Here is a 24,018-nt window from a genome sequence, read left to right as displayed (position 1 = left end):
TCGTCAATCCGTCACTGCGCCGCCACGGCCGGCGGCTGCGCAGTGGCCTCCGCCGCGACATTGGCGCCGCCCGTCGTCGTGGGCGTCGCGGGCATCGCCGGCCAGGCCGGCAGCCCGGCCGGCAACGGCGGCAGGCCCGGCGTGCCGGTGCCGCCGCCACGCGATCCGTCGTCGACCGACGAACCGCGATAGATCACGACCGCGTTGCTCCGCCACGCCGGCCGCGCGCCCGACTCCGGCCGGGCGGACGGTTCGCGTGCGGCCTCGCGGGCCGCGCGCGACACGTCGCCGGCCCACACGGGCTGCGTATCGGGCTCCTGCGCGTCGCCGCCTGCCGGCTGCCGCCGGTCGCTCGTCGCGAAGCTGCGCAGCGCGAGCGACAGCGAGCCGAGGCGGGTCGCCACCAGCACGACCTGCGCGGTGCGCGGCGCGACCTCGAGCGTGACCGTGCGGGCGCGGGCCGTCGCGTCCGGTGCGCTCGCGGGCGCCTTCGCGCGCTGGAATTCGGAGCCGACCGCGAGCACGCGCGCGCGCCGCACCACGGTCTCCGCCTCGAACGTGCCGGGCGACGTCGCCGAGCCACCGATCTGCTGCGTCAGCAACACGTCGACGAAGTCGCCCGGCTGGATCAGCCCCGCGTTGCCCGACACGTCGTCGACCGGCACCGAGATCGCGCGCATGCCGGGCTGCAGCGCCGCCGCGAGAAAATCCGGCGCACCGGCCGGTATCACGTTCTCGACGCGAATCGGTGCGCCGGCACCGACGTGGTTGCGCAGCAGCGCGCCCTTCAGGTCCGCGCCCGGCTGCGACTCGACGAACGCGCCAGCCGGCACCTGCGCGCGCGGCATGCGCTTCCACGCCAGATCGTTGTCGCGCAGCAGCAGCCCTTCCGGCAGGTCGGCGGCGGCGACCCGCACGCGCGCCTGATCCGTTTCGGCAGGCACCGACGGCGTCGACGCGGCGACGTACAGCTCGCGCAGGATGAACGCACCGATGCCGGCGGCAACGACGAGCACGGCCAGTCTCAGCGGTTTGGGCATGGCGGCGTGCGTCCCCCCGGCTAGGTCAGCGAAACCGTGTGTGGAAACGACGCCCAGACGGCCAGCGTGCCGCCGAGCGCGAGCGCAACGCCGTACGGCACGCCGCGCGCGGCGACCGCGCGAACCGAGGCTGCGCGTCGCGGCCGCGCCGCCAGCAACGCGACGCCGCACAGCGCACCGCCCGCGCCGACGCCCGTCAGGACCGGCAACGCCAGTGCCGGGCCGGCCCACAGGAATACCGCCGCCGCCAGCTTGACGTCGCCTCCGCCGATCCAGCCCGCATGGCGCATGCCGCCGAACAGCAGCAGCATCGCCGCACCGGTCGCGACATGGCCGGCCAGCGGCGCGAACCCGTCGCGCGCGAGCGCCGCCGCGACGAAATACAGCGCCGCGAACGCGAGCACCGCGCGATTGGACAGGCGCCGGTCGCGCAGATCCTGCGCGGCGAGCGAGGCCAGCAAGGCCGTGGCCACCGACTGCACGAGCATGAGCATGGGAGAGCCGTCCGTCGACACGCCCCGGCCGGATACGTTCTACCGCTGCGGATCCCGGTGTTCGTCGGTGGCGCGCGGGTTCAGGGGATCAGATCAGGCTCGTCACCTTGTTGATCAGCGTCGTGAACACGCTCGGCAAGCCGCCGGCGTTGCTGCTGAGGATCACGCCGACCGCCGCGAGCGCGACCACGACGATGCCCGCCAGCACGGCGTATTCGAGCGAACTGACGCCACGTTCGTCACGCAGCAGGGATTTGACGTATTGCAGCATGGCAACCTCCGTGTAACGGGGCCGGTGACCGACCGTTGAACGCAAAGATGCTCCGTTGCTCCGGTGGTTGCGCAGGGCATCCGCCCATGGCGATCCATGCGCGCGACCCTGGCACGAGGTCGCCCGCATCCCCCGGAATCCTCTCTCGATTACTGCAACACGCGGCGTGCAACGACATCTTCGATCGTTGCGTGCCTGCATCCGTGGTGCGGTCTTCCCGCACGATGCAACCGCGCTGATTCGTCTAGGGTATAGACAATTTTTCAGGCGAATTCAAATTATTTGGCGTCGGAATGCATTTATGGATTTCATCCTGCAACGATGAAATCCATGTCGTGCATTTCCGGTCATTTTTTCTCGCGTGACAGCGAAGGGTCGCCGATCGGAACGAGCATGCCGACTGCTGCAGCGCGTGAATGATCGCCCCGGTTTCTGTTCGATTTATCGGCATGCCGGGCCGATCCGCATGCGGCCGTCTTGCCACGCCCGGCCGGCCGTCCCGGCATGCACGACGGCCTCGCATCACATCTCCCCCGACCACCTGCCCCCGTTTTCCCGCCCGGATTCGGCAAATGATCTTCGCGCGAATCCACGCGCGTCTTCATCGCGACTTTCCAACCGGAAATTTCATGATTCTGTTTCCGGCTTCATTCGACTTGATTGGAATCCTGATTGAATGTCAGTTGCATGTGAATGCCGTTCTCATCCGGATGGAACGAATCGCCCGGCGCACCAACCCGGAAAACGGCGATAAGCATAGTTCAAATCGTTTCTTGTCCAGCCCTGGCACGTCATCGAGAATGCGCCGACGGGCTGAGGCCCGGTCTCGCTTCCCCCCAACGTTCCGGAACCATCGATTCATGCTTCCATTGCGCCTGCTTCGCTCGCTGCTGATCGCGTCCCTCTTTGCGTTGCCGGCCGCCGCCGCGCACGCCGACAAGCCCGCCACCATCCGCATCGGTGTCGCCCAGCAAGGCGCCGGCGATCCGCCGACGTTCGGCGGATCCAGCGCGGCCACCGCGCAGTTGCAGCAACTGGTCGAAAAGGAGTTCGCGGCCGACGGCATCAAGGTGCAGTGGCTGTTCTTCAAGGGCGCGGGGCCGGCCGTCAACGAGGCGATCGCCAACAAGGCGCTCGACTTCGCGTACCAGGGCGACCTGCCCGCCGTGCTCGCGCGGGCGAACGGGATCAAGACGCGCCTGCTGCTCGCCGCGAGCGTGCGCTCGGGCGTCAAGATCGCGGTGCCGCCCGACTCCCCGATCCGCTCGATCAAGGACCTGAAGGACCGCCGCGTGTCGATCTTCCGCGGTACGAACCTGCAGCTCGTCGCCGACAACGCGCTCGCGAAGAACGGCCTCGGCGAACGCGACCTGCGCGTGATCAATCTCGACGCCGCGAGTTCGCTCGCCGCGCTCGCGTCGAAGGGCATCGACGCGTCGGTGGGCGACTACCAGCTGTACAAGCTGCGCGACGCCGGGCTCGCGAAAATCATCTACGAGTCGCAGAACGACGGTCCGCAGCTCACGCGCCAGACCCACCTGCTCGTGCTCGACGATTTCGAGCGCGCGCATCCGGACATCGTGCAGCGCGTCGTCACCGCAGTCGTGAAGGGCGCGCAATGGTCGTCCGATGAAGCGAATCGCGATGCGCTGTTCAAGCTGTGGGCGAAAAGCGGCGTGCCGGTGTCGTCGTGGCAGGCCGACTATGCGAACCAGCGCCTGAAGGATCGCCTGTCGCCGTTGATCGATCCGTTCGTCGTCGCGCGCTACAAGTCGGTCGCGCAGGATGCGCTGGCACTGAAGCTGATCCGTCAGCCGGTCGACGTCGATGGCTGGTTCGAGCCGAAGTATCTCGACAATGCGCTGCGCACGCTGAAGCTCGAAAGCTACTGGCCACGCTACGACGCGGCCGGCAAGCCCCTTTCCTGACCCGGACCTGCCACGATGAGCGACACCGCCTTTTCCATCCCGTCATCCGGGCGCCCCGCGCTCGCCGCGCCGCCGCACCGTGCGGCGGCCGTGAAGCGGTGGTCGTGGCGGCTCGCGCCGTGGCTGCTGCCCGCGCTGCTGTTCACGCTGTGGAGCGTCGGCAGCGCGCGCGGCTGGATCGCGCCGCAGATCCTGCCGCCGCCCGAACGCGTGTTCGACGCACTCGCGGATCTCGCGACGAGCGGCGATCTCGTGCGCCACACGCTGATCAGCCTGCAGCGCGTGCTGGTCGGCTTCGCCGCCGGCACGCTGCTCGGCTTCGCGACCGGCGTCGCGCTCGGCCTGTCGCGCACGCTGGAAGCCTACGTGCTGCCGAGCTTCAACGCGCTCGTGCAGATTCCGGTGCTCGGCTGGCTGCCGTTCCTGCTGCTGCTCGTCGGTGTCGGCGAGCCGCTCAAATACCTGCTGATCGCGCATGCGGCGCTCGTTCCCGTCACGCTGAGCACGTTGCAAGGGTTTCGCCAGACCCCGCCCGCGCTCGACGAAGTCGCGCGCGTATTCGGCTACACGCGGCGGCAACGCATCGTGCACGTCGTGCTGCCCGCCGCGATCCCGACGCTCGCGACCGGTGTGCGGCTCGCGTTCACGAAGTCGTGGCTCGCGCTCGTCGTCGTCGAGCTCGTCGCATCGTCCGAAGGGCTCGGCTACCTGATCGTGTACGGGCGACAACTGTTCCAGCTCGATCTCGTGATGGCGGCCGTGATCGTCGTCGGCGCGGTGGGCCTGCTGATCAACCGGCTGCTCGATGCGTTCGAAGCACGCTTGCGCCGCGGCGTGCCGTCCGCGTTCCGCGGCTGAAGCGCCGCCCCTGCCCGCGCCACCGAAGGAGTCCCACCCTTGACGTATCCTGCTGCCGCGCCTGACGCCACCCCGCCTGCTGGCGCGACCGCCCGCCGCCTGCGCGCACCCGACTGGCGCGGCTTCGTGCTGCCGCTCGTCGCGTTCGCGCTGTGGTGGGCGATCGCTTCCGCGCACCTCGTCAGCAGCGGGCTGCTGGTCGGCCCGGCCGACGTGCTGCGTACCGCATGGGCGCAAGCCACGAGCGGCGCACTCGGCCGCGCGCTGTCCGCGTCGCTCGCGCGTGAAGCGTGCGGCTTCGTGCTCGGCGCGACGGGCGGCCTGCTGCTCGGCGCCGCGCTCGGGCTGTCGCGCGTCGCCGCGCGCATGGTCGGCCCGAGCTTCGACACGTTCAAGCAGATCTCGCTGTTCGCGTGGATTCCGCTGATTTCCGTGTGGTTCGGCCTCGGCGACGTCGCCAAGGTCGTGTTCCTGTCGCTCGCCGCGCTGCTGCCCGTCGCCGCGCACACCTGCGACGGCATTCACGCGGTGCCACGCGCGTATGTCGACGTCGCCCGCGCGCTGCGCTACTCGCGGCTCCAGCTCGTGCGCTACGTGATCCTGCCGGCCGCGCTGCCGTCGATCTTCACCGGGCTGTATCTCGGCCTGATCTATTCGTGGCTCGCGACGCTCGGCGCCGAATACCTGCTGGTCGCCGGCAGCGGGATCGGCAACACGCTGATCGACGGCAGCGAGCAGTTCCGGATGGATCTCGTGCTGTTCGGGATCATCGTCGTCGGCGTGACCGGCTGGGCGCTGAACGCGATCGCGCGTGCGATCGAGCGCAAGGTGCTGGCCCGGCGCGGCGACCTGACGCGCTGATCGCCTTTTCCTTCCTCGTCACCCTCTTCCTCGCACCGCCATGACGACCCTCTCCTCCGATTCGCTCGACATCCTCCACGTGAGCAAGCACTACGCGCAACGCGGCGCCGCGCTCGCCGTACTCGACGACGTGTCGCTACACGTGCGCGCCGGTGAATTCGTCACGATCGTCGGCTCGAGCGGTTGCGGCAAGTCGACACTGCTGCGGTTGATCGCCGGGCTCGATACCGATTACGCGGGCGAGATCCGGGCCGGCGCCGAACGCGTGCGCGACACGTCGCTGCAGCGCGGGATCGTGTTCCAGGATCACCGGCTGTTCCCGTGGCTGACCGTCGCGCAGAACATCGAGGCCGCGCTGCGCAACGCCCCGCTCGATGCGGCCGCGAAGCGGCGCGCGGTTGCCGATCACATCGCGCTCGTCGGGCTGAACGGCTTCGAGCACGCGTATCCGAACCAGCTGTCGGGCGGGATGGCGCAGCGCGTCGCGATCGCGCGCGGCCTCGTGAACCGCCCGCGCGTGCTGCTGCTCGACGAACCGTTCGGCGCGCTCGACGCGCAGACGCGCGCGCGGATGCAGAACGAACTGCTGCGTATCTGGGAGCAGGAGCGCATCACGATGATCCTCGTCACGCACGACGTCGACGAAGCCGTGTATCTCGGCGACCGCGTCGTGACGATGGCGCCGCGCCCGGGCCGCATCGAACGCATCGTCGATGTCGCGTTGCCGCGCCCGCGCCGGCGCGATTCGCCGGAATTCGCGCGATTGCGCGATACCGTGCTCGCCGATTTCGACGACCACGAACCACCGGGCGACGATCGCCCGGGCGGCCAGCGCATCGACACGCCGCGCCCGCACCGGATCGGCGAATGGCGGCTTGCGTGGTAGTACGCATGTCGCGCCGCATTGCTCAGCATGACGACGCATATCGATCATCGCTGCGCACACGCTAAGGTTGTGACGATTCATCGGTTCCGATTGCGCGCGGTCCCTGCTTGAATGGAGACTCGACCGACCCGACTCCAGGAGACTCCCGATGTCCGAAGTCCAGCACGCCGCTCACCCGTCTTCGCATGCCTCGCACGCCGCGCCGCGCACGGCCGCCACGCCGCTCCAGCTTCGCCAGGTTGCCGGCCGGATCGGCGCCGAAATCGCCGGCGTGCGGCTGTCGGGCACGCTCGACGACGCGACGTTCGATGCGATCCAGGCCGCGCTGCTGCGCCACAAGGTGCTGTTCTTCCGTGGCCAGCAGCATCTCGACGACACCGCACAGGAAGCGTTCGCACGGCGCTTCGGCAAGACCGTCGCGCACCCGACCGTGCCGTCCGTCGACGGCAGCGCAGCTCTGCTCGAACTCGATTCCGCGCACGGCGCGCGCGCCAATTCGTGGCACACCGACGTGACCTTCGTCGATGCGTACCCGAAGATCTCGATCTTGCGCGCCGTCGTGATTCCGCCGTTCGGCGGCGACACCGTGTGGGCCAACACGGCCGCCGCATACGCCAACCTTCCCGACCCGCTGCGCGCGCTCGCCGACACGCTGTGGGCGCTGCACACCAACGCATACGACTACGCGTCGACGCACGTGCATGCCGACGATACGCAACTGAAGCGCTACCGCGAAGTGTTCACGTCGACCGTCTACGAAACCGAGCACCCGGTCGTGCGCGTCCATCCGGAAACCGGCGAACGCACGCTCGTGCTCGGGCATTTCGTGCAGCGGCTCAAGGGGCTGTCGTCGCAGGATTCCGCGCACCTGCTGCAGGTGTTCCATGAACACGTGACGCGTCTCGAGAACACCGTGCGCTGGAACTGGCAGGAAGGCGACGTCGCGATCTGGGACAACCGCGCGACGCAGCACTACGCGATCAACGACTACGGCGATGCGCGCCGTGTCGTGCGCCGCGCCACCGTGCACGGCGACGTGCCGGTCGGCATCGACGGCCGCCAGAGCGTCGTGCTGAAGGGGCCGGGCGCGACGCTGCAATAACGCCCGCGTCGCGCGGCGGCGGCGCTTCATGCGCGCCGCCGCGCCTGCCCCCGCTTTCCGCTCCCGGACACCGACCATGCACTTCCCGCCTCCGGATCGACGCGCACCCGCGCAACGATGTCGGCCCTCCGCCCCCTCCACTTCCGCCAGGAGCGTCGCATGAGCGCCCTACTCGAACCCGCCGCCCAGCCAGTCGACGTGATTCCGCTGTCCGCCCATATCGGCGCGGAAATCCGCGGCGTCGACCTCACGCAACCGTTGACCACGCCGCAGATTGCGGCGATCCGCGCCGCGCTGCTGAAATGGCGCGTCATCTTCTTTCGCGAGCAATTCCTCACGCACGAGCAGCACGTCGCGTTCTCCGCGCAGTTCGGCGAGCCGACGGTCGGCCACCCGGTGTTCGGGCACGTCGACGGGCATCCGGCCGTCTACTCGATCGCGAAGCATCGCAAGGCGACGCGCTTCGAAGGCGAACCGGTGCGCCGTCCGTGGACCGGCTGGCACACCGACGTGACGGCCGCCGTGAACCCGCCGTGGGCGTCGATCCTGCGCGGCGTGACGATCCCCCCGTACGGCGGCGACACGCACTGGACGAACCTCGTGCGCGCGTACGAAACGCTGTCGGCGCCGCTGCGCGGCTTCGTCGACGGCCTGCGCGGCATTCACCGCTTCACGCCGCCGGCCGGCGCGCGCGCCACCAGCGCGTTCGACGACGCGGTCGAACGCCGCCCGCTCGTCACCGAGCATCCGCTCGTGCGCGTGCATCCGGAGACCGGCGAACGCGCGCTGTACGTGAGCCCGAGCTTCCTGAAATCGATCGTCGGGCTGACGCCGCGCGAGAGCCAGGCGCTGCTCGAACTGCTGTGGGAACACGTGACGCGGCCGGAATTCACGATCCGCTTCAAATGGGAACCGCGCAGCATCGCGTTCTGGGACAACCGCGCGACCGCCCACCTCGCGCCGGTCGACATCTTCGATCTCGACTTCGACCGCCAGCTGTATCGCACGACGCTCGTCGGCGATGTGCCGGTCGGCCCGGACGGCCGGCCGTCGGTCGCGCTCGAAGGCTCGCCGGTCGAAGCCGCGACGGCAGTCGCGCTCAACTGAACCGACTCGACCTGCCGGTAGCCGGCGCATGCTGCATCGCGCCGGGCTTTGCCGTCGTCACACCGCGCGGACGGCAGCACCGTCCGCGCGGCCCGCCCGTCAATCCAGCCAGACCCCGTCGAAGCGATGACCGCCGAGCGGCGAGAACGTCAGCCCGTGCACGCGCTTGGACACCGGCAGCGACACGATCGACGTCGCGATCGGTGTGAACGGCACCTGGTCCTTGAACACGACCTGCGCCTGCTCGTACAGCGCCGTGCGCTTCGCCACATCCCCATTGGAACGCGCCGCGTCCACCAGCTTCTCGAAATCCTGGTTGCACCACTTCGCGAGATTGCTGCCATGCACCGCGTCGCAACCGAGCAGCGTGCCGAGCCAGTTGTCGGGGTCGCCGTTGTCGCCCGACCAGCCGTACAGGATCGCGTCGTGCTGCCCGTCATGCTTCGCGCGGCGGTTGTATTCACCCCACTCGTAGCTGACGATCTTCGCGCGCACGCCGATCTTCGCCCAGTCCTGCTGGATCAGCTGCGCCATCAACTGCGCATTCGGGTTGTACGGGCGCTGCACGGGCATCGCCCACAGCGTCAGGTCGAAGCCGTTCGGGAAACCGGCCTGCGCGAGCAGCGCCTTCGCGGCCGCCGGGTCGCGCGGCGCATCCTTCAGGCGCGGGTTGTACGACCATTGCTCGGGCGGCATCGGGTTCGTCGCGATCTTCGCGTCGCCGTTGAACACGGTCTTCACGATCGCCGACTTATCGATCGCGATGTCGAGCGCGCGACGCACGTCGACGCGATTGAGCGGCGCATGCTGCGTGTTGTACGCGACGAAGCCGACGTTGAAACCCATCCCCGAGAACAACGTCAGCTTCGGGTCGCGCCGCACCGTGTCGAGATCGGCCGGCCGCGGGAACGCCGATACCTGGCACTCGCCGGCCACCAGCTTCTGCAGGCGTGCGGCCGGATCGGGCGTGATCGCGAACACGAGGCGCGAGAGCTTCACGTCGTCCGGCTTCCAGTAGTCGGGATTCGCGTCGTAGCGGATCAGCGCGTCCTTCTGGTACGTGCGCAGCAGGAACGGCCCCGTGCCCACCGGGAACTGGTTGATGTCGGCCTCGCGATGGCGCGCCGCGAGCTGCGACGCATACTCGGCCGACAGGATCGACGCGAACGCCATCGCGAGATTGCGCACGAACACGACGTCGGGTGTCTTCAGCACGAAGCGCACCGTATAGTCGTCGACCTTGTCGATGCGCTCGACGTTGCGGTCGAAGCCGAGGTCGCTGAAATACGGGAAGCTGACCGGATAGGCCTTGCGGAATGGATCCTCGGGATCGAGCATCCGGCGGAACGTGAAGACGACGTCGTCGGCCTGGAACGGCCGCGTCGGCTTGAACCACGCGGTGGTCTGGAATTTCACGTCGCGCCGCAGGTGGAACGTGATCGTGCGCTGGTCGGGCGACACGTCCCAGCTCGTCGCGAGCGCCGGCTCGAGATCGAGCGTGCCGCGCTTGAACTGCACGAGCCCGTTGTAGACCGGGTACGTGCTCGCATCGAAATCGGTGCTCGTCGTATGCTGGCCCGGATCGAAGCCGGCCGGGCTGCCTTCGGTGCAATACACGAGCGTCTTGCCGGACGGCGCGGCAAGCGCGTGCGTGGCCGCGCCGGCGAGCAGCAGCGACGCCGCGATGCAACGCAGGGCCGCGGCGGCATGGGGTACGCCACGCGCACGACGCGCAGCTGACGAAACGAAAGCATTCTTCATGGTGACGGAGACAGGAGAGAGCTGTCATGAAAATGACGACGGCCGATCTTCGCGCGCCTCCCGCCGATCGCTTACCAATTAATTTCGCGTTGCTTATCGTCGTGGCTGCATCCCGCTGCCCGTGCATGAAAACGTCCACGCAAGCGCCGGGCGGCCGTGTTGCAGCGCCGTCTTCCGGCCCCCTGCAGACTCGCCGGAAATGGTGCATCGTATCGGCTGGCCAACACTGGTACGGGCGCGCCCGGATTTGCCCGGCGCCGCCGATTCCAGGAGGACACACGATGCCTGTCAGCTCCGAAACGTCTGCTCGCCCGGTAAAGACGCCGGGCCCCGATCACCCGATCACGATCGAACTGCACCCGCGGCGCGTCGTGGTCAAGGCGGCCGGCAGGGTCGTCGCGGATACGCGCCGCGCGCTGGCGCTGCGTGAAGCCGCCTACCCGGCGGTGCTCTACATCCCGCGCGAGGACGCCGACCTGACACTGCTGCAACGCACCAATCACGCGACGTACTGCCCGTACAAGGGCGACGCCGCCTACTACTCGATTCCGGTCGGCGGCGAGCGCTCGGTCAATGCCATCTGGACCTACGAGGCGCCGTATCCTGCCGTCGACGCGATCCGCGGGCACCTCGCGTTCTATCCGGATCGCGTCGATTCGATCGAGGAAAGCCCCGCCGGCTCCGATTGAGGGTCGCGGCAGTCGTTCATCGAACGCCGGGCGGCCCCGCGTGCGTAGTGATTTCGCCGGTGCGGCCCGCCGTGCCGGCAGGTTCTTGCGCGGATCGCCGATCCGTACGACGCCACCTGGCCCGCCGCTGATTTGCATATGCGGATTCGTTGGTTGGCCGCCGGCCTGCGCGGCCGTATCGTCCTGAATCCGGCGCGGGCCGGCCCGTGGCGCGCATCGCCCGCATCGGACCCCGCCCTGCGCCGGCCGCGCCGTCTTTCGCGCGCGGCCCGTGAACCCGCACGCAGGACGCCTCGATGAACGACACACCGCACGCAGACGTTGAACCGACACCGGCGAACCCGCATCGCCGCCAGTGGCTGCAAGGCGCGGCCGCCGGGCTGGCCGGGCTCGCGCTCGGACCGCTCGCGGGCCTGCCTGCCCATGCGCAAGACAGCGGCACGCGGCTGCGCGTCGGTTTCCAGAAATACGGCAACTTCGTCGTGCTCAAGGCGCGCGGCACGCTGGAGAAGCGGCTCGCGAGCCAGGGCGTCACCGTGCAGTGGCTCGAATTTCCGGCCGGCCCGCAATTGCTCGAGGGCCTGAACGCCGGCGCGATCGACGTCGGCACGGTCGGCGAGACGCCGCCGATCTTCGCGCAGGCGGGCGGCGTCGATTTCGTCTACATCGGCAACGAGCCGCCCGCGCCGCAGGGCGAGGCGATCGTCGTGCTGCCCGATTCGCCGATCCGCACCGTCGCGCAGCTGCGCGGCAAGAAGGTCGCGTTCAACAAGGGTTCGAACGTCCACTACCTGCTCGTGAAGGCGCTCGAACATGCGGGGCTGACGTATGCCGACATCCAGCCGATCTACCTGACGCCCGCCGACGCACGCGCCGCGTTCGTGCAGCGCAACGTCGATGCATGGGTGATCTGGGATCCGTACCTGGCCGCCGCCGAGCGGCAGATCGGCGCGCGCGTGATCGCGAACGGCGAAGGGCTCGTGCGCAATACGCAGTACTACCTCGCGGCGCGCAAATACGCGGCGGCTCACCCGCAGGTGGTGCGCGCGCTGCTCGACGAAGTCGACGCGGTCGACCGCTGGGCGCGCGATCATGTGCCCGACGTCGCCACGCAACTGTCGCCGCTCGTCGGCCTCGATGCGCCGACGCTCGAAGTCGCACTCAAGCGCGCCGGCTACGGCGTGCAGCCGATCAGCGACGCGACGCTCGCGTATCAGCAGAACATCGCCGACGCATTCAGCGCGCTGAAGCTGATTCCGGGCAAGCTGTCGGTCGCGAGCGCACGCTGACGCGCCGGTGCCGCTGCCGCCGACGCGCGGCGCGGTACGCGTGACTCAGCGCGCGGGGGCCGCGCCGATGCGCCGCCACTCGTCGTAGTCGGTGACGAGGCCCGCTTCGTCGACCGCGATATCGGCCGCATACGTGCCGCTTTCATAGCGGTACACACGCTCCGCCGTACGCGTATAGCGCTGCTCGCCGCGCACGAACGCGAAATCCGGAAAGCGCAGCCACGCGGTATGGATCACGGCCGCGTCGCCGACGGCCAGCCCGAGCCGACGGATCGGCAGCGTATTCGTCGACGGGCTGAAGCCGAGATCGAGGTCGGTCGCGCCCGCGAGCGCCGGGACGTCGACGCCATCGATCGTCCATCGCCCTGCGTCACAGCGGATATCCCACTGCCGCGGCGGCTGCGTGCCGCCCCACTGCGTGATGCTTGCCGAGCGCGTGAGCCAGTCGGCGCCGCATGCGATCGCATAATCGATGCGAAACGGCGAGCCGTCGATCGCACCCGACACCGATCCCGACAGGTCGACTCCCGTTCGCGATTCGACGAGCCGGCACCATTCGGCCGCCTGCCACGTCTGCACGATCTGCCATGCGACGCAGCGCGTGCGCACCGCGTCATCCTGTTGCGTCATGTCTTCGTCTCCAGTCGATCGCATGGAAGCCGATTGTCCTCCATCGCACCGGCGGACACATGCGGCTTCGCCGACCGATGCTCAGTATCGGTTCGCCACGCACCTTCAGGCGGCCCTGCTTTGGTACCATCCGTCGATCGGCATCAACCGGAACCAGACAAGGGGCGCGACTTCATGGATTTGCTGGCGACGATGCGCATCTACGTGAGGGTCGTCGAGCGCGGCACGATGTCCGGCGCGGCGCGCGATCTCGACATGGGCCAGCCGGCCGTCAGCGAGCGCATCGAGCGACTCGAGAAGCATCTCGGCACACGGCTGCTGTTGCGCAGTGCCCGCACCCTCACGTGCACCGAAGAAGGCCGGATCTTCTACGAACGCAGCAAGGAACTGCTCGAAGCGGCCGACGATGCGGTCGCGTCGGTGTCGAAGACGGAGAACGCGCTCGACGGCACGATCCGGCTCGCGGCGCCGCAATGCGTCGGCGAAGTCGTGCTGCCGGGTGTGCTGATGCATGTCCGCAGCGCGTATCCGAACCTGCACATCGACCTGGTCCTGAACGACGACATCGTCGATCCGGTCACGGAAGGCGTCGACATCTCGATCCGCGTCGGCCAGCTCGGCGACGGCGGGTTCGTCGCGCATCCGGTCGGCGCGGTCGGCCGCCGGCTCGTCGCCGCGCCGTCGTATCTCGAGCGGCACGGCCCGATCGATTCGACGGCCGATCTCGCGAACCATCCGTTCATCCGCGTGAAAGGCGTCTTCGCCAGCGAACGGCTGCCGCTGCAGCGCGACGGCGACGCGCTCGACTACGCGCGCATCCGCACGATCATGACGACGAGCCACTGGCGCCCGATGTTCGACACGATCGTGGCCGGCGGCGGCATCGGCGTGGTCCAGCAGCCGGCCTGCGCGGAGGCGCTCGCGGCCGGCACGCTCGTCGAGCTCCTGCCGCGGTACGTGATTCCCGACTTCGCGCTCAACGTGCTCGTGCATGCGCAGCGGCCGCTGCCGCCGCGCGTGCGGGCCGTCGTCGAGTTGCTGAAGCAGGACATCCCGCCGCTGCTGGCCCGCCCTGCCCGATAACGGCGGCCAGCGCCGCCTCCGTCACGCCTGCAGCGACTTCCCCGGCTCCTTCACGTGGGCATCGACTTCCATCTGGTAGAAGCGCGCGCTGACGAAGCCGAACAGCGTCCAGCCGAGGAACACGCACAGCCCGCCGAGCATCAGCGCCTGCTCGCCCGAGCTGAACAGTGCATAGAAGCTGTACGCGGTGGCCACCATCGCGATCACGTTGGTCAGCAGCGCCTTCGCCGGCGGCACCTTCGCGACCTTCTGGATCGTGATCAGCGCGGCCATCGACATCACGTACGGCACGAGGTTCGTGACGACCGCGAGATCGACGATCTTCTGGAACTGGCTGCTCAGCTCCGGGCTGATCGCCATCAGCGCCAGCGCGACCTGTGCGACCAGCAGGATCACCATCCCGACGATCGGCGTGCCGGTGCGCGTCGCACGCGCGAACACCGGCAGGAAGTAGCCGACGTCCGCCGAGCTCTTGAACACCTGCGCGACCGTGAACTGCCAGCCGAGCAGCGAGCCGATGCACGCGATCACCATCAGCGCGGTGACGATCGTGCCGACCGTCGGGGTGAACATCGTCGCGAACGCGAGCGCGTGACGGCGGCCCGGCGGGCGGCCACGCGCCGCTCGCGGTCCTGAGCGCATCGCGAGACATGACGGGCGGCGCGACGCGCCCGCCCGCCGCATCACCACGCCTGCCGGTAGATCTCCAGCGCGTCGGCCTCCGTCACCTCGCGCGGATTGTTCACGAGCAGGCGCGTCTGCAGCATCGCATCCGACGCCATCCTCGGCAGGTCGCCTTCCCCGATGCCGACCTCGCGCAGCGTGCGCGGAATGCCCGTCGCGACGATCAGCCGGTCGATCTCGGCGATCAGCGCATGCGTGCGCGCTTCATCGCTGCCCGTTGCCGACGGTGCGACGATCGCCGCGAGTTCCGCATACAGCGGCGCGGCGGCCGGCGCGTTGAAACGCAGCACGTGCGGCAGCACGAGCGCATTCGACAGCCCGTGCGGCACATGGAAGATCCCGCCGACCGGATAGGCCAGCGCGTGCACGGCCGCGACCGGTGCATTCGCGAACGCCTGCCCCGCGAACATCGCGCCGACCAGCATCGCCTCGCGCGCGTGGCGGTTCTGGCCGTCGTCGCACGCCGCGAGCAGGTTGCGCGACAGCAGCGTCAGCGCGTGCGTCGCCAGCATGTCGGATACCGGGTTCTTCAGCCGCGCGGACGTGTAGGCCTCGATCGCATGCACCATCGCGTCGATGCCCGTCGCGGCCGTGGCCGCACGCGGCAGGCCGAGCGTCAGTTCGGCGTCGAGGATCGCGACGTCCGCGAACAGGTGCGGCGACACGACGCCCATCTTGCGCGCCTCGCCGACCGTGACGATCGACACGGCCGTCACTTCGGAGCCGGTGCCGGCCGTCGTCGGCATCTGCACGAGCGGCAGCCGCGCGCTCGTGACCTTGTCGACGCCGTACATGTCGGCCAGCGCCTGCCGCCCCGGCGCAAGCACCGCGATCAGCTTCGCGACGTCCATCGACGATCCGCCGCCCAGGCCGAGCACGATCTCGGCATCAGCCGCGACGGCCCGCTCGGTCGCTTCCAGCACCACGTGCTCGGGCGGATCGGCGATCACGTCGTCGATCACGGTCACTTGCCAGCCGTGCTCGGCAAGGCTCTCCAGCGCGGGCGCGAGCACGCCGCTGCGATGCAGGAACGCGTCGGTGACGACACATAGCCGCACGAGCGCCGGAAAGCGTTCGCGCAACAATGCACCGAGCCGGCGCGCGGCGCCGAATTCGACGACCTGCGTCGGAACGGTACGGAATTGAAACGGGTTCATCGGGTGCCTCCCGGTGGCGTCGCCGTGCCGGTGCCCGGCTGCACCATGTAGCTGGACACTTCGCGGCGATCGAGCAACGGAATGATCGCGCCGAACCCGATCCGCTGGAAATGCGGCGTTTCCCGATGCACGTCGAGGCCGTCCGCGTCGCGGTAGCGTTCGAGGATCACGACGTGGTCGGGGTCCTCCGGCGACCGGAAATACGCATAGTCGAGATTCTTCGGCTCGGCACGCGTCAGGGGCGCGAGCTCCGCGAGCAATTCGACCACGCGGTCGCCGTTGCCGGGCTTTGCGTGGAAATGCGCGATGACCTGCAGGTAAGGTTCGTTCATGTTGCGCTCCGTGTTCGACTGGGGGCCGTCACGACGGGGACGCACGCAATGCGCGGCGAACCGGAAGGATTCGAACGCGACGGCGCAACGCCGTGTCACTGGCGGGTCGTCGCATTGTATTGAATCGGCGCGGCCTTCGCAGCGCCGCCATCGCGCCACGAAAAACAGGGCGGATCGCCGTTGCCCTCTACTCGCGCGACGCGCCGACTACCACGGCACCGTCCTCCCCAGATAGTCGAGATAGTCGAGCCCCGGGCGCACCCGCTTGGCGATCAGCACGTCGACGAGACTCGGCACGCTTTCCTCGATCGTCAGGCGCGCATCCGGCCCACCGAGTTCCGTGCGAACCCAGCCGGGCGCCATCAGCACCATCGCACGCCGCGTATCGGCCTGACGCGCCGCGAAGCTGCGCATGAACTGATTCAGCGCGGCCTTGCTGCCGCGATAGACCTCGCGCATCCCGCTGACGTTGTTCGCGACGCTGCCCTGCCCCGACGACATCGCGCCGATCAGGCCTTCCTCGGTCACGAGATCCTGCAGCGTCTCGATCACACGCATCGGCGCCAGCGCATTCGTGATCATCACGCGCACGAACTCGTCGGTCGTCACTTCGCCGATCGTTTCGGTGGGGTCGTTCGTCGTGCCCGCATTCACGAACAGCATGTCGAAGCGCCGGCCCGACAGCCGCTTGCGCAGCGCGGCCAGTTGGGCCGGCTCGCAGATGTCGAGCGTCTCGATGTCGAGCTGGCCGTCGAACCGGTCGGCGAGATCGTGCAGCTTCGTGCGCCCCGATCCTGCGCGCACGGTGCCCGTTACGTGCCAGCCTTTGTCCAGGAACGTCTCGGCCATCGCGAGCCCGAGGCCGCGTGACGCCGCGACGAGCAGAATCGTGGGCCCATTCGCGTTCGATACCGTTGATTGCATGGTTTCCGCCTTTGCCGGGTTTCGTCATGCACCCACTATAGGTGCGCATCGAGACAGGCGCCAGACGCACCCGATTCAACTTATAGTTGCATCCAACGCCATGTCAAATTGCACGGAGGCGTATCCTGTCGCGATGGAAGACATCGACCTGAACCTCGTCACCGCGCTCGACGTGCTGCTGTCGGAAGGCAGCGTGACCGGCGCCGCGCGCCGGCTTGGCCTGAGCACATCGGCAATGAGCCGCACGCTCACGCGATTGCGGATGGCCACCGGCGATCAGTTGCTCGTGCGCGCCGGACGCAAGCTCGTGCCGACGCCGCACGCCGCCGCGTTGCGCGATCGCGTTCATGCGATCGCCAACGACGCGCGTGCGGTGCTGCGACCGGCGACGGCCGACGTGGACATCGCGACGCACGCATCCACGTTCACCGTCCGCGCGGCCGCCTCGTTCATGGAAATGCTGTCCGGCCCGGTGGTCGCCGCACTCGGCGAAATCGCGCCGCATGTGCGCATCCGCTTCGTCCCGAAGCCCGACCGCGATCCGCAAGCGCTGCGCGACGGCGCCGTCGATCTGGAAATCGGCAAACGCGGCGACGATGCCCCCGAATTGCACACCCGCATGCTGTTTCACGACTGGCATGTCGCGGTGGCACGCGCCGGGCACCCGCTGTTCGCATCGGGCAGGATCACACCCGTGCGCTATGCGGCCTGCCGTCACGTGATCGCGTCGCAGCTCGGCGATTTCGGCGGGCCGGCTGACGACTCGACCGACAAGGCCGGCCCGCGCCACACCGTCCAGGTCGTCGTACCGGGCTACCCCGATGCGATGCGCGTCGCGGCCAGCACCGACCTGATCGCGCTCGTGCCGCGCTCGAGCCTCGGCAACGCGTTCTCGCCCGGGCTCATGGAGGCTCTCGGGCTGCGCAGCGTCGAGATCCCGGCGCGCCTGCCCGAGATCCTCGTGTCCGCGCTGTGGCATCCGCGCATGCACGGCGACCCCGTGCATCGCCGCCTGCGCGATGCGGTCATCGCCGTCTGCCAGCGCGCGTATCCGGATGCCCGCGCGCCGCGCCCGCCGGCACGCCGCACCGGCCCGCGCGCGGCAGGCTGACATGCGGCTCAGACCAGCCGGCCGCCACCGTCGATGTGCAGGATCTCGCCGTTCATGAAGCTGTTGCCCAGCAGAAACGCGATCGCTTCCCCCACTTCATCGGCGCGCCCGACACGGCCGCCGGGCAATGCCGCCGCCGCGCCCGCGAGGATCGCATCGCGCGCTTCCGGATCAAACGCGTCGTACAGCGGCGTCTTGACGAAGCCCGGCGCAACGACGTTCACGCGAATCGGCTTCAGCTCCAGCGCGAGCGACTGCGCCAGCGCCTCGACGCCGCGCACGGCGGCGGCAATGACGGACACGCCCTGCGCGGCCGGACGATCCGACAGTTGCCCGCCGGTCAGCACGATCGAACCGGTCGCGGGCATCAGCGGCAACGCAGCGCGGATCGCGTAGACCGGCCCGGCGATACGCTCCTGCAGCGCGGCGAGCAGGTGATCGGGATCGGTCTCGTTCAGCTTGCCGGCAATGAACCGGCCGGCCGTGACGACCAGATGATCGACGCGCGTGATCGTGTCGAATACGGCCTGCACGGCATGGCGGTCCGCGATGTCGGCCACCGCGACGCGCGCGCCGCCGATCGCCTGCGCGGCAGATTCGAGTTTCGCGCGGGTCCGGCCGACCAGCGTGACACTGGCGCCTTTCGCCTTCGCGGCGGCCGCGGCCTCGAGTCCGATTCCGGAACTCCCGCCGAATACCACGACGTGCGCACCGTCCAGTGCCGAAGATTGCGTTGCCTCGTTCATGTCGACTCCTCATCAGGGATTGAAGGTTCGCGAACGTTAGGTCATTCTCCATTGCGCAGGAACGTGGGAGACTTGAATAAGGTTCATGCCATAAAGGAATAAGATGGATTCGCTGCGATCCATGCGCGTGTTCGTCCGCGCCATCGAGCTCGGCAATTTCTCGGCGGTCGCGCGCGAGGAAGGCACCGGCCAGCCGACGATCAGCAAGATCGTCGCCGCGTTCGAGAAGGAACTGGGCGTTCGCCTGCTCGAACGCTCGACCACGAGCCTCGCGCCCACCGACGAAGGCCGCCGGTTCTACGATCGCTGCAAGCGCGTGATCGACGAATACGCGAGCGCGGTGGCCGAGGTGCGTGGGCAAACGGTGCGGCCGGTCGGCAAGCTGGTCGTCAATGCGCCGCTGGGGCTGGGCGAGCTGAGGCTGAACGCGCTCGTGCTCGAATTCCTCGCCGCGTGGCCGGAGATCGAGGTCGAGCTCCAATTGACCGACCGCGTGATCGACCTGGTCGAAGAAGGCGTCGATGTCGCCATTCGCCTCGGCCAGCTGCTGCCGCCGGATGCCGTGGCGCGCCACATCGCGTCGTCGCCGCGCCTGCTGGTCGCCACGCCGGCGTATGTGGCGCAGGCACCGAAGCTCCGCCGGCCGGACGACCTCGCGAAGCACGAATATGTCGGCTACGCGCGCGCGGACATCGGCAACGAACTGGCCTTCGCGCGCGGCGACGCGCAGGTCGTCGTGCCGGTGCACGGCCGGTATCGCGTGAACAGCTCGATGGCGCTGCGGGAATGCTTTCTTGCCGGAAACGCGGTGGGCAGCGGGCCCGCGTGGCTCGTTCAGGACCTGATCGACAGCGGGCAGCTCGTCCGGTTGCTGCCGAAGTGGGACATGGTGCCGCCACATGCGCTGCACCTCGTCTATGCGTCGCGCCGGTATCTGCCGCTCCGGACCCGCACGTTCCTGCAGTTCATGGCGCGGCGGATTCCCGAACTGCCCGGGTTCCATGCGACCCCTGCCCCGACGGCCATCCCGACCGCGCCCGCGTCGCGGCAGCCCCGCTGACCGCCGGTCGCCGCGGCCGGCCCGGACACCGATCCGCCACCGTTTTTCCGATCGGCCGAATCCCCGCTATTGCAGCGGCGCCGGCGGGCCGTTCGGCTAAAATGCCGCACTTTCCACCTTGTCCGGCCCGCTCGCCATGCAACCCGCCTCCCCCGCCCAACCCGCCGCCCACGGCGCCGACGCCGCAGATTCGGCCCGCGACCTCGTCTACGGCCCGAACGACCGGCCGGCGCCGATGGTCGCCTTCGTCGCCGCGCTGCAGCACCTGCTGGCGATCATCGTGCCGATCGTCACGCCCGGCCTGCTGATCTGCCAGGCGCTTGGCGTGTCCAGCCGCGATACGACCCTGATCGTGTCGATGTCGCTGGTGATTTCCGGCATCGCCACCTTCGTCCAGTGCAAGCGCTTCGGCCCGCTCGGCGCCGGCCTGCTGATCGTCCAGGGCACGAGCTTCAACTTCGTCGGCCCGCTGATCGCCGGCGGCAGCCTGATGGTCAAGCAAGGCACGCCGGTCGAGACCGTGATGGCCGCGATCTTCGGCGTCGTGATTGCCGGGTCGTTCGTCGAGATGGGCGTGTCGCGCATCCTGCCGTTCGTGAAGCGCCTGATCACGCCGCTCGTCACCGGCATCGTCGTGCTGCTGATCGGCCTCACGCTGATCAAGGTCGGCCTGATCAGCATGGGCGGCGGCTTTGGCGCGATGGCCAAGGGCACCTTCGCGAGCGCGGAGAACCTGACATTGTCCGGCCTCGTGCTCGGCACGATCATCCTGCTGAACCGCGTGCCGATCGTGTGGGTGCGCAGCACCGCGCTCGTCATCGCGCTCGTGATCGGCTATCTCGCGGCCGCGTTCCTCGGCCGCCTCGATTTCACCGGCATGCACCAGGCCGCGCTGTTCCAGGTCCCGACGCCACTGCACTTCGGCATCGGCTTCTCGTGGTCGCTGTTCGTGCCGATGCTGATCATCTACCTCGTCACGTCGCTCGAAGCGATCGGCGACGTCACGGCCACCAGCAAGATCTCGAACGAGCCGGTCGAAGGCCCGGTGTGGATGCAACGGATCAAGGGCGGCGTGCTCGTGAACGGCGCGAACTCGCTGCTGGCCGGCGTGTTCAACACGTTCCCGAGCTCGGTGTTCGCGCAGAACAACGGCGTGATCCAGATCACCGGCGTCGCCAGCCGCTACGTCGGCATCTGGATCGCGGGGATGCTCGTGGTGCTCGGCCTGTTCCCGGTCGTCGCCGGCGTGCTGCAGGCCGTGCCGGAGCCCGTGCTCGGCGGCGCGGCGATGGTGATGTTCGGCGCGGTGGCCGCATCGGGCATCAACATCCTCGCGGGCGTTCATCTCGATCGTCGCGCACTGCTGATCATCGCGGTGTCGCTCGCGCTCGGCCTCGGCGTGTCGCAAGTGCCGGACATCCTCAACAGCCTGCCGCACGCGCTGAAGAACGTGCTGGAATCGGGCGTGGCAACGGGCGGGATCTGTGCGCTCGTGATGAACTGGTTCCTGCCGGAAAAGAAGTAACGGCGCGACGCCTTACCGGCTCCGCCTCAAGCCGCGTTCCCGGTGCATCGGGATGCGCGGCTTTTTTCATGGCGGACGCGTGAATCCCGCCCGCCTTGCCCCGGATCGGCGCGCAACGCGGGCGCCAATCACTCAGTTCATGCGGGCCGCCTGCTCCGTCAATCCGATGAGCCAGCGCAGGCCGCTGTCACCCTGATGCGCGGTCTTCCACAACGCACTGACCTGATGCATCGGTGTATCGAACGGCAATGGACTGATGCGCAAGCCCAGGCTACGGCTCCAGATCCGGGCGATATAGTCGGGCACCGTCACCAGCACCGGATTGTCGCGCGCAATGAAAGGCTGGGTAGCAAAGTGAGGATTGGAAAATATCACGCGCCGTTGCTTGCCCAGCGACTCCAGCCGCTCGTCGATGAATCCACGCAGTTCGCCCTGGAACGAAGTCAGCGCATGCGGATATGCCAGAAACTCGCGCAAGCTCAACGATTCGCCTCGCGGCCGGATCAGCTTCGGGTTGTAGAGGCAGACAAAGCGCCAGTCCAGCAAGACGCGCTGCTGTTGCCATGGCGCGCACTCGTTGAACACCCCCAACGCAATCTCGATCTCGTTTCGTTCAAACATGCTGGAGACGCGGTGGCAGTCGGTGTCCAGGGAGATGAGCTTCACGCCCGGCGCCTCGGCGGCAAGCATTTTCAACAAGGCGGGAAACAACGTGACCGCTATCGCTTCTGAAACACCGATGCGGAAGGTCCGGTTGGCGTTTCGGGCATCGAACGGCTGCCCGGCCCGCATGGTCTCGTGAAGACCGATCAGCAGCGCGTCGATCTGCCGGGAAAGCTCCAGCGCACGTGGGGTCGGCTCCATGCCCGACCGGCCGCGCACGAACAACTCGTCGCCAAACGCCGCCCGTAGTCGTTTCAGCGCCCCGCTCACGGCGGGCTGACCGAGAAACAACCGCTCCGCCGCACGCGTGACATGGCGCTCCTGCATGAGTGCATGGAAGACGAGCAGCAGATTGAGATCGAATCGACGAAGATCATTCTCAATGATGGAAGTCATCATCGCAAACAATTGGAGTGATAGTCCGTCAAGCATGCATGCTATCGCCGGGCGCTGCAACAACCGTAGCGCAAACATCGGGGAAGGCAATGAACAACGACACGGGCAAGGTGGCGGTACTGGGCGGCTCGTCCGGCATCGGCCTCGCAACCGTCGCGCGACTGGCCGGCGCCGGCTACGACGTGATCGCCACGGGACGCGATGCGGACAAGTTGCAGGCCGCGACGGCATCGATCGACGGATCAGTGCGTATCGAAGCGTTTGACGGGGCACGGCGCGAGCAGTTGGAACGTTTCTTCGCGAGCGCCGGGAGCATCGACCACCTGGTGATCGCAATGAGTGGCGGCGACGGGGCCGGCCCTTTCAGGGAACTCGATCTTGGTATGCTGCGGCGCGGCTTCGACGCGAAATTCTGGCCGCATGTGCAGGCGGCCCAGGCTGCCCTGCCGACCTTGCGCAGCGGGGGCAGCATCACCTTCGTCACCGCCATTTCCGCGCGCGTCGCCAACCCGGGCACCAGCGGCCTGGCCGCGATCAATGCCGCCATCGAGGCGATGGTGCCGGTACTGGCCCGCGAACTGGCGCCGACCCGGGTCAACGCGGTCTCGCCCGGCGTGGTGAAGACGCCGTGGTGGAACGGCCTACCCGACGGCGCCCGGCAAGCGTTCTTCGAGCAGCATGCAAGCGCATTGCCCGTGGGACGCATCGGCGAGCCCGACGATGTCGCGCAGGCCATCGCCTTCCTGATCGGAAATGGCTACACCACGGGCAGCGTCATCGAGTGCGACGGCGGCCTGCATCTCCTGTGATCGGGAGAAGCGGGTGCAGCCGCCGGTGCCGCGACGTCATGAAAGGCACCCCGCCGTACGAGCTTATTGAACGACATCCGGATTGCAACCTCCCTCGCGACCGCAACTCGGGCACGTGATTCGTTGTTTCGACCACAACCCGAAGGAGAAAACCGCCTATGTCCAGGCAACTGTTCATCAACCTGCCGGTTCGGGATCTGCCAAAGGCGACGGCGTTCTACACCGCGCTCGGCGCCAGCATGAATCCGCAGTTCAGTGACGACTCGAGTTCCTGCATGGTGTTGTCGGACACGCTCTTCGTCATGCTCATGACGCATGAAAAATGGGCGCGCTTCACGAAGAAGCCGATCGTCGATTCCCGGCGCGAAAGCGAGGTCATGCTCGCGCTAAGCGCCGACGATCGCGAGAGCGTGGACAAGCTGACCGATATTGCGGGCGCGCATGGCGGCAAGGCAGACGTCAACGCCCGGCAGGATCTCGGCTTCATGTACGGTCGCAGCTTCGAAGACCCCGACGGACATATCTGGGAAGTGATGTTCGTCGACATGTCCCGCATCGAGGGATAACGTCGCCCGATTCGAAGCCAAGGGCGAGCCCATGGCGCACTTCATG

General features: G+C 68.2%; 25 protein-coding genes. 14 read left to right on the top strand and 11 right to left on the bottom strand.

All coding sequences use genetic code 11. From position 1 onward, the window contains the following. Positions 1 to 11: 11 nt before the first annotated feature. From cpaB to CFB50_RS23525, 3 genes are all read right to left on the bottom strand, one after another. On the bottom strand, positions 12 to 1,040 hold the full coding sequence (cpaB, locus tag CFB50_RS23535; protein ID WP_069251198.1) for a Flp pilus assembly protein CpaB: 1,029 nt from the start codon (positions 1,038 to 1,040) through the stop codon (positions 12 to 14). A 20-nt stretch (positions 1,041 to 1,060) separates the two neighbouring features. Next, on the bottom strand, positions 1,061 to 1,534 hold the full coding sequence (locus tag CFB50_RS23530) for an A24 family peptidase (protein WP_069251197.1): 474 nt from the start codon (positions 1,532 to 1,534) through the stop codon (positions 1,061 to 1,063). A gap of 88 nt (positions 1,535 to 1,622) precedes the next feature. Beyond that, entirely contained in the window at positions 1,623 to 1,805 is a 183-nt protein-coding gene (locus tag CFB50_RS23525) for a Flp family type IVb pilin (protein ID WP_069251196.1), read from the bottom strand. An 860-nt stretch (positions 1,806 to 2,665) separates the two neighbouring features. Between CFB50_RS23525 and CFB50_RS23520 the strand changes: the two genes are divergently transcribed. The 6 genes from CFB50_RS23520 to CFB50_RS23495 all read left to right on the top strand — a co-directional run bounded on the left by CFB50_RS23520 (position 2,666) and on the right by CFB50_RS23495 (position 8,547). Then, positions 2,666 to 3,733, top strand: coding sequence for an ABC transporter substrate-binding protein (locus CFB50_RS23520; protein WP_069251195.1), 1,068 nt, complete (start codon positions 2,666 to 2,668; stop codon positions 3,731 to 3,733). A 15-nt stretch (positions 3,734 to 3,748) separates the two neighbouring features. After that, on the top strand, positions 3,749 to 4,591 hold the full coding sequence (locus CFB50_RS23515; RefSeq protein ID WP_089447430.1) for an ABC transporter permease: 843 nt from the start codon (positions 3,749 to 3,751) through the stop codon (positions 4,589 to 4,591). Positions 4,592 to 4,630: 39 nt separating this feature from the next. Beyond that, positions 4,631 to 5,452, top strand: a complete 822-nt coding sequence (locus tag CFB50_RS23510) for an ABC transporter permease (RefSeq protein WP_089447429.1) — start codon at positions 4,631 to 4,633, stop codon at positions 5,450 to 5,452. Between the two features lie 40 nt (positions 5,453 to 5,492). After that, a complete protein-coding gene (locus tag CFB50_RS23505) occupies positions 5,493 to 6,338 on the top strand; it encodes an ABC transporter ATP-binding protein (RefSeq protein WP_089447428.1) in 846 nt (281 codons plus the stop codon). A gap of 148 nt (positions 6,339 to 6,486) precedes the next feature. After that, entirely contained in the window at positions 6,487 to 7,440 is a 954-nt protein-coding gene (locus tag CFB50_RS23500) for a TauD/TfdA dioxygenase family protein (RefSeq protein WP_069251191.1), read from the top strand. Positions 7,441 to 7,599: 159 nt separating this feature from the next. After that, positions 7,600 to 8,547, top strand: a complete 948-nt coding sequence (locus tag CFB50_RS23495; RefSeq protein ID WP_069251190.1) for a TauD/TfdA dioxygenase family protein — start codon at positions 7,600 to 7,602, stop codon at positions 8,545 to 8,547. A 99-nt stretch (positions 8,548 to 8,646) separates the two neighbouring features. Here CFB50_RS23495 and CFB50_RS23490 read toward each other — a convergent pair whose 3' ends face one another. Then, positions 8,647 to 10,308: an ABC transporter substrate-binding protein gene (locus CFB50_RS23490; RefSeq protein ID WP_089447427.1), complete on the bottom strand. Its 1,662-nt coding sequence runs from the start codon at positions 10,306 to 10,308 to the stop codon at positions 8,647 to 8,649. 281 nt (positions 10,309 to 10,589) lie between these two features. Here CFB50_RS23490 and CFB50_RS23485 point away from each other — a divergent pair, with 281 nt between their 5' ends. Both CFB50_RS23485 and CFB50_RS23480 read left to right on the top strand, forming a co-directional pair. Then, positions 10,590 to 10,997, top strand: coding sequence for a DUF427 domain-containing protein (locus CFB50_RS23485; RefSeq protein WP_089447426.1), 408 nt, complete (start codon positions 10,590 to 10,592; stop codon positions 10,995 to 10,997). Between the two features lie 296 nt (positions 10,998 to 11,293). Continuing rightward, entirely contained in the window at positions 11,294 to 12,286 is a 993-nt protein-coding gene (locus CFB50_RS23480) for a sulfonate ABC transporter substrate-binding protein (protein WP_089447425.1), read from the top strand. 45 nt (positions 12,287 to 12,331) lie between these two features. Here CFB50_RS23480 and CFB50_RS23475 read toward each other — a convergent pair whose 3' ends face one another. Further along, on the bottom strand, positions 12,332 to 12,916 hold the full coding sequence (locus CFB50_RS23475) for a putative glycolipid-binding domain-containing protein (RefSeq protein WP_089447424.1): 585 nt from the start codon (positions 12,914 to 12,916) through the stop codon (positions 12,332 to 12,334). 174 nt (positions 12,917 to 13,090) lie between these two features. On the opposite strand from CFB50_RS23475, the gene CFB50_RS23470 reads away from it, so the two are divergent. Further along, a complete protein-coding gene (locus CFB50_RS23470; protein ID WP_089447423.1) occupies positions 13,091 to 13,999 on the top strand; it encodes a LysR family transcriptional regulator in 909 nt (302 codons plus the stop codon). A gap of 21 nt (positions 14,000 to 14,020) precedes the next feature. Here the strand turns inward: CFB50_RS23470 and CFB50_RS23465 are convergent, their stop codons facing one another. From CFB50_RS23465 to CFB50_RS23450, 4 genes are all read right to left on the bottom strand, one after another. Further along, the gene (locus CFB50_RS23465; protein ID WP_373452968.1) at positions 14,021 to 14,641 is read right to left on the bottom strand and encodes an amino acid permease; all 621 of its coding nucleotides are present in this window, start codon (positions 14,639 to 14,641) and stop codon (positions 14,021 to 14,023) included. A 41-nt stretch (positions 14,642 to 14,682) separates the two neighbouring features. After that, the gene (locus CFB50_RS23460) at positions 14,683 to 15,840 is read right to left on the bottom strand and encodes an iron-containing alcohol dehydrogenase (protein ID WP_089447422.1); all 1,158 of its coding nucleotides are present in this window, start codon (positions 15,838 to 15,840) and stop codon (positions 14,683 to 14,685) included. After that, positions 15,837 to 16,172, bottom strand: coding sequence for a putative quinol monooxygenase (locus CFB50_RS23455; RefSeq protein WP_089447421.1), 336 nt, complete (start codon positions 16,170 to 16,172; stop codon positions 15,837 to 15,839). Before CFB50_RS23455 ends, CFB50_RS23460 begins: the two co-directional genes overlap by 4 nt. Before the next feature lie 207 nt (positions 16,173 to 16,379). Continuing rightward, on the bottom strand, positions 16,380 to 17,096 hold the full coding sequence (locus CFB50_RS23450) for an SDR family oxidoreductase (protein ID WP_089447420.1): 717 nt from the start codon (positions 17,094 to 17,096) through the stop codon (positions 16,380 to 16,382). A gap of 133 nt (positions 17,097 to 17,229) precedes the next feature. Here CFB50_RS23450 and CFB50_RS23445 point away from each other — a divergent pair, with 133 nt between their 5' ends. Then, positions 17,230 to 18,207, top strand: a complete 978-nt coding sequence (locus tag CFB50_RS23445) for a LysR family transcriptional regulator (protein ID WP_089447419.1) — start codon at positions 17,230 to 17,232, stop codon at positions 18,205 to 18,207. Positions 18,208 to 18,215: 8 nt separating this feature from the next. Here the strand turns inward: CFB50_RS23445 and CFB50_RS23440 are convergent, their stop codons facing one another. Next, complete coding sequence (locus CFB50_RS23440) at positions 18,216 to 18,953, bottom strand: SDR family oxidoreductase (protein WP_089447418.1); 738 nt, start codon at positions 18,951 to 18,953, stop codon at positions 18,216 to 18,218. Positions 18,954 to 19,056: 103 nt separating this feature from the next. Between CFB50_RS23440 and CFB50_RS23435 the strand changes: the two genes are divergently transcribed. Both CFB50_RS23435 and CFB50_RS23430 read left to right on the top strand, forming a co-directional pair. Then, the gene (locus tag CFB50_RS23435) at positions 19,057 to 20,013 is read left to right on the top strand and encodes a LysR family transcriptional regulator (protein WP_089447417.1); all 957 of its coding nucleotides are present in this window, start codon (positions 19,057 to 19,059) and stop codon (positions 20,011 to 20,013) included. A 136-nt stretch (positions 20,014 to 20,149) separates the two neighbouring features. Continuing rightward, positions 20,150 to 21,538, top strand: a complete 1,389-nt coding sequence (locus tag CFB50_RS23430) for a nucleobase:cation symporter-2 family protein (RefSeq protein ID WP_069251178.1) — start codon at positions 20,150 to 20,152, stop codon at positions 21,536 to 21,538. Positions 21,539 to 21,670: 132 nt separating this feature from the next. On the opposite strand, the gene CFB50_RS23425 is transcribed toward CFB50_RS23430, so the two are convergent. Then, positions 21,671 to 22,600 carry a LysR family transcriptional regulator gene (locus CFB50_RS23425; protein WP_256979217.1) on the bottom strand — a complete coding sequence of 310 codons (930 nt, stop codon included), beginning with the start codon at positions 22,598 to 22,600 and terminating at the stop codon, positions 21,671 to 21,673. Positions 22,601 to 22,686: 86 nt separating this feature from the next. On the opposite strand from CFB50_RS23425, the gene CFB50_RS23420 reads away from it, so the two are divergent. Further along, positions 22,687 to 23,406, top strand: coding sequence for an SDR family oxidoreductase (locus CFB50_RS23420; protein ID WP_089447416.1), 720 nt, complete (start codon positions 22,687 to 22,689; stop codon positions 23,404 to 23,406). 158 nt (positions 23,407 to 23,564) lie between these two features. Further along, entirely contained in the window at positions 23,565 to 23,972 is a 408-nt protein-coding gene (locus CFB50_RS23415) for a VOC family protein (RefSeq protein ID WP_089447415.1), read from the top strand. Positions 23,973 to 24,018 lie beyond the last annotated feature (46 nt).

It is taken from the genome of Burkholderia sp. AU33423 (genome assembly GCF_002223135.1).
Classification (GTDB): Bacteria; Pseudomonadota; Gammaproteobacteria; order Burkholderiales; family Burkholderiaceae; genus Burkholderia; species Burkholderia lata_D.
The sequence above is the reverse complement of the archived record's forward strand: the minus strand, read 5'-3'. Positions and strand labels throughout refer to the sequence as shown.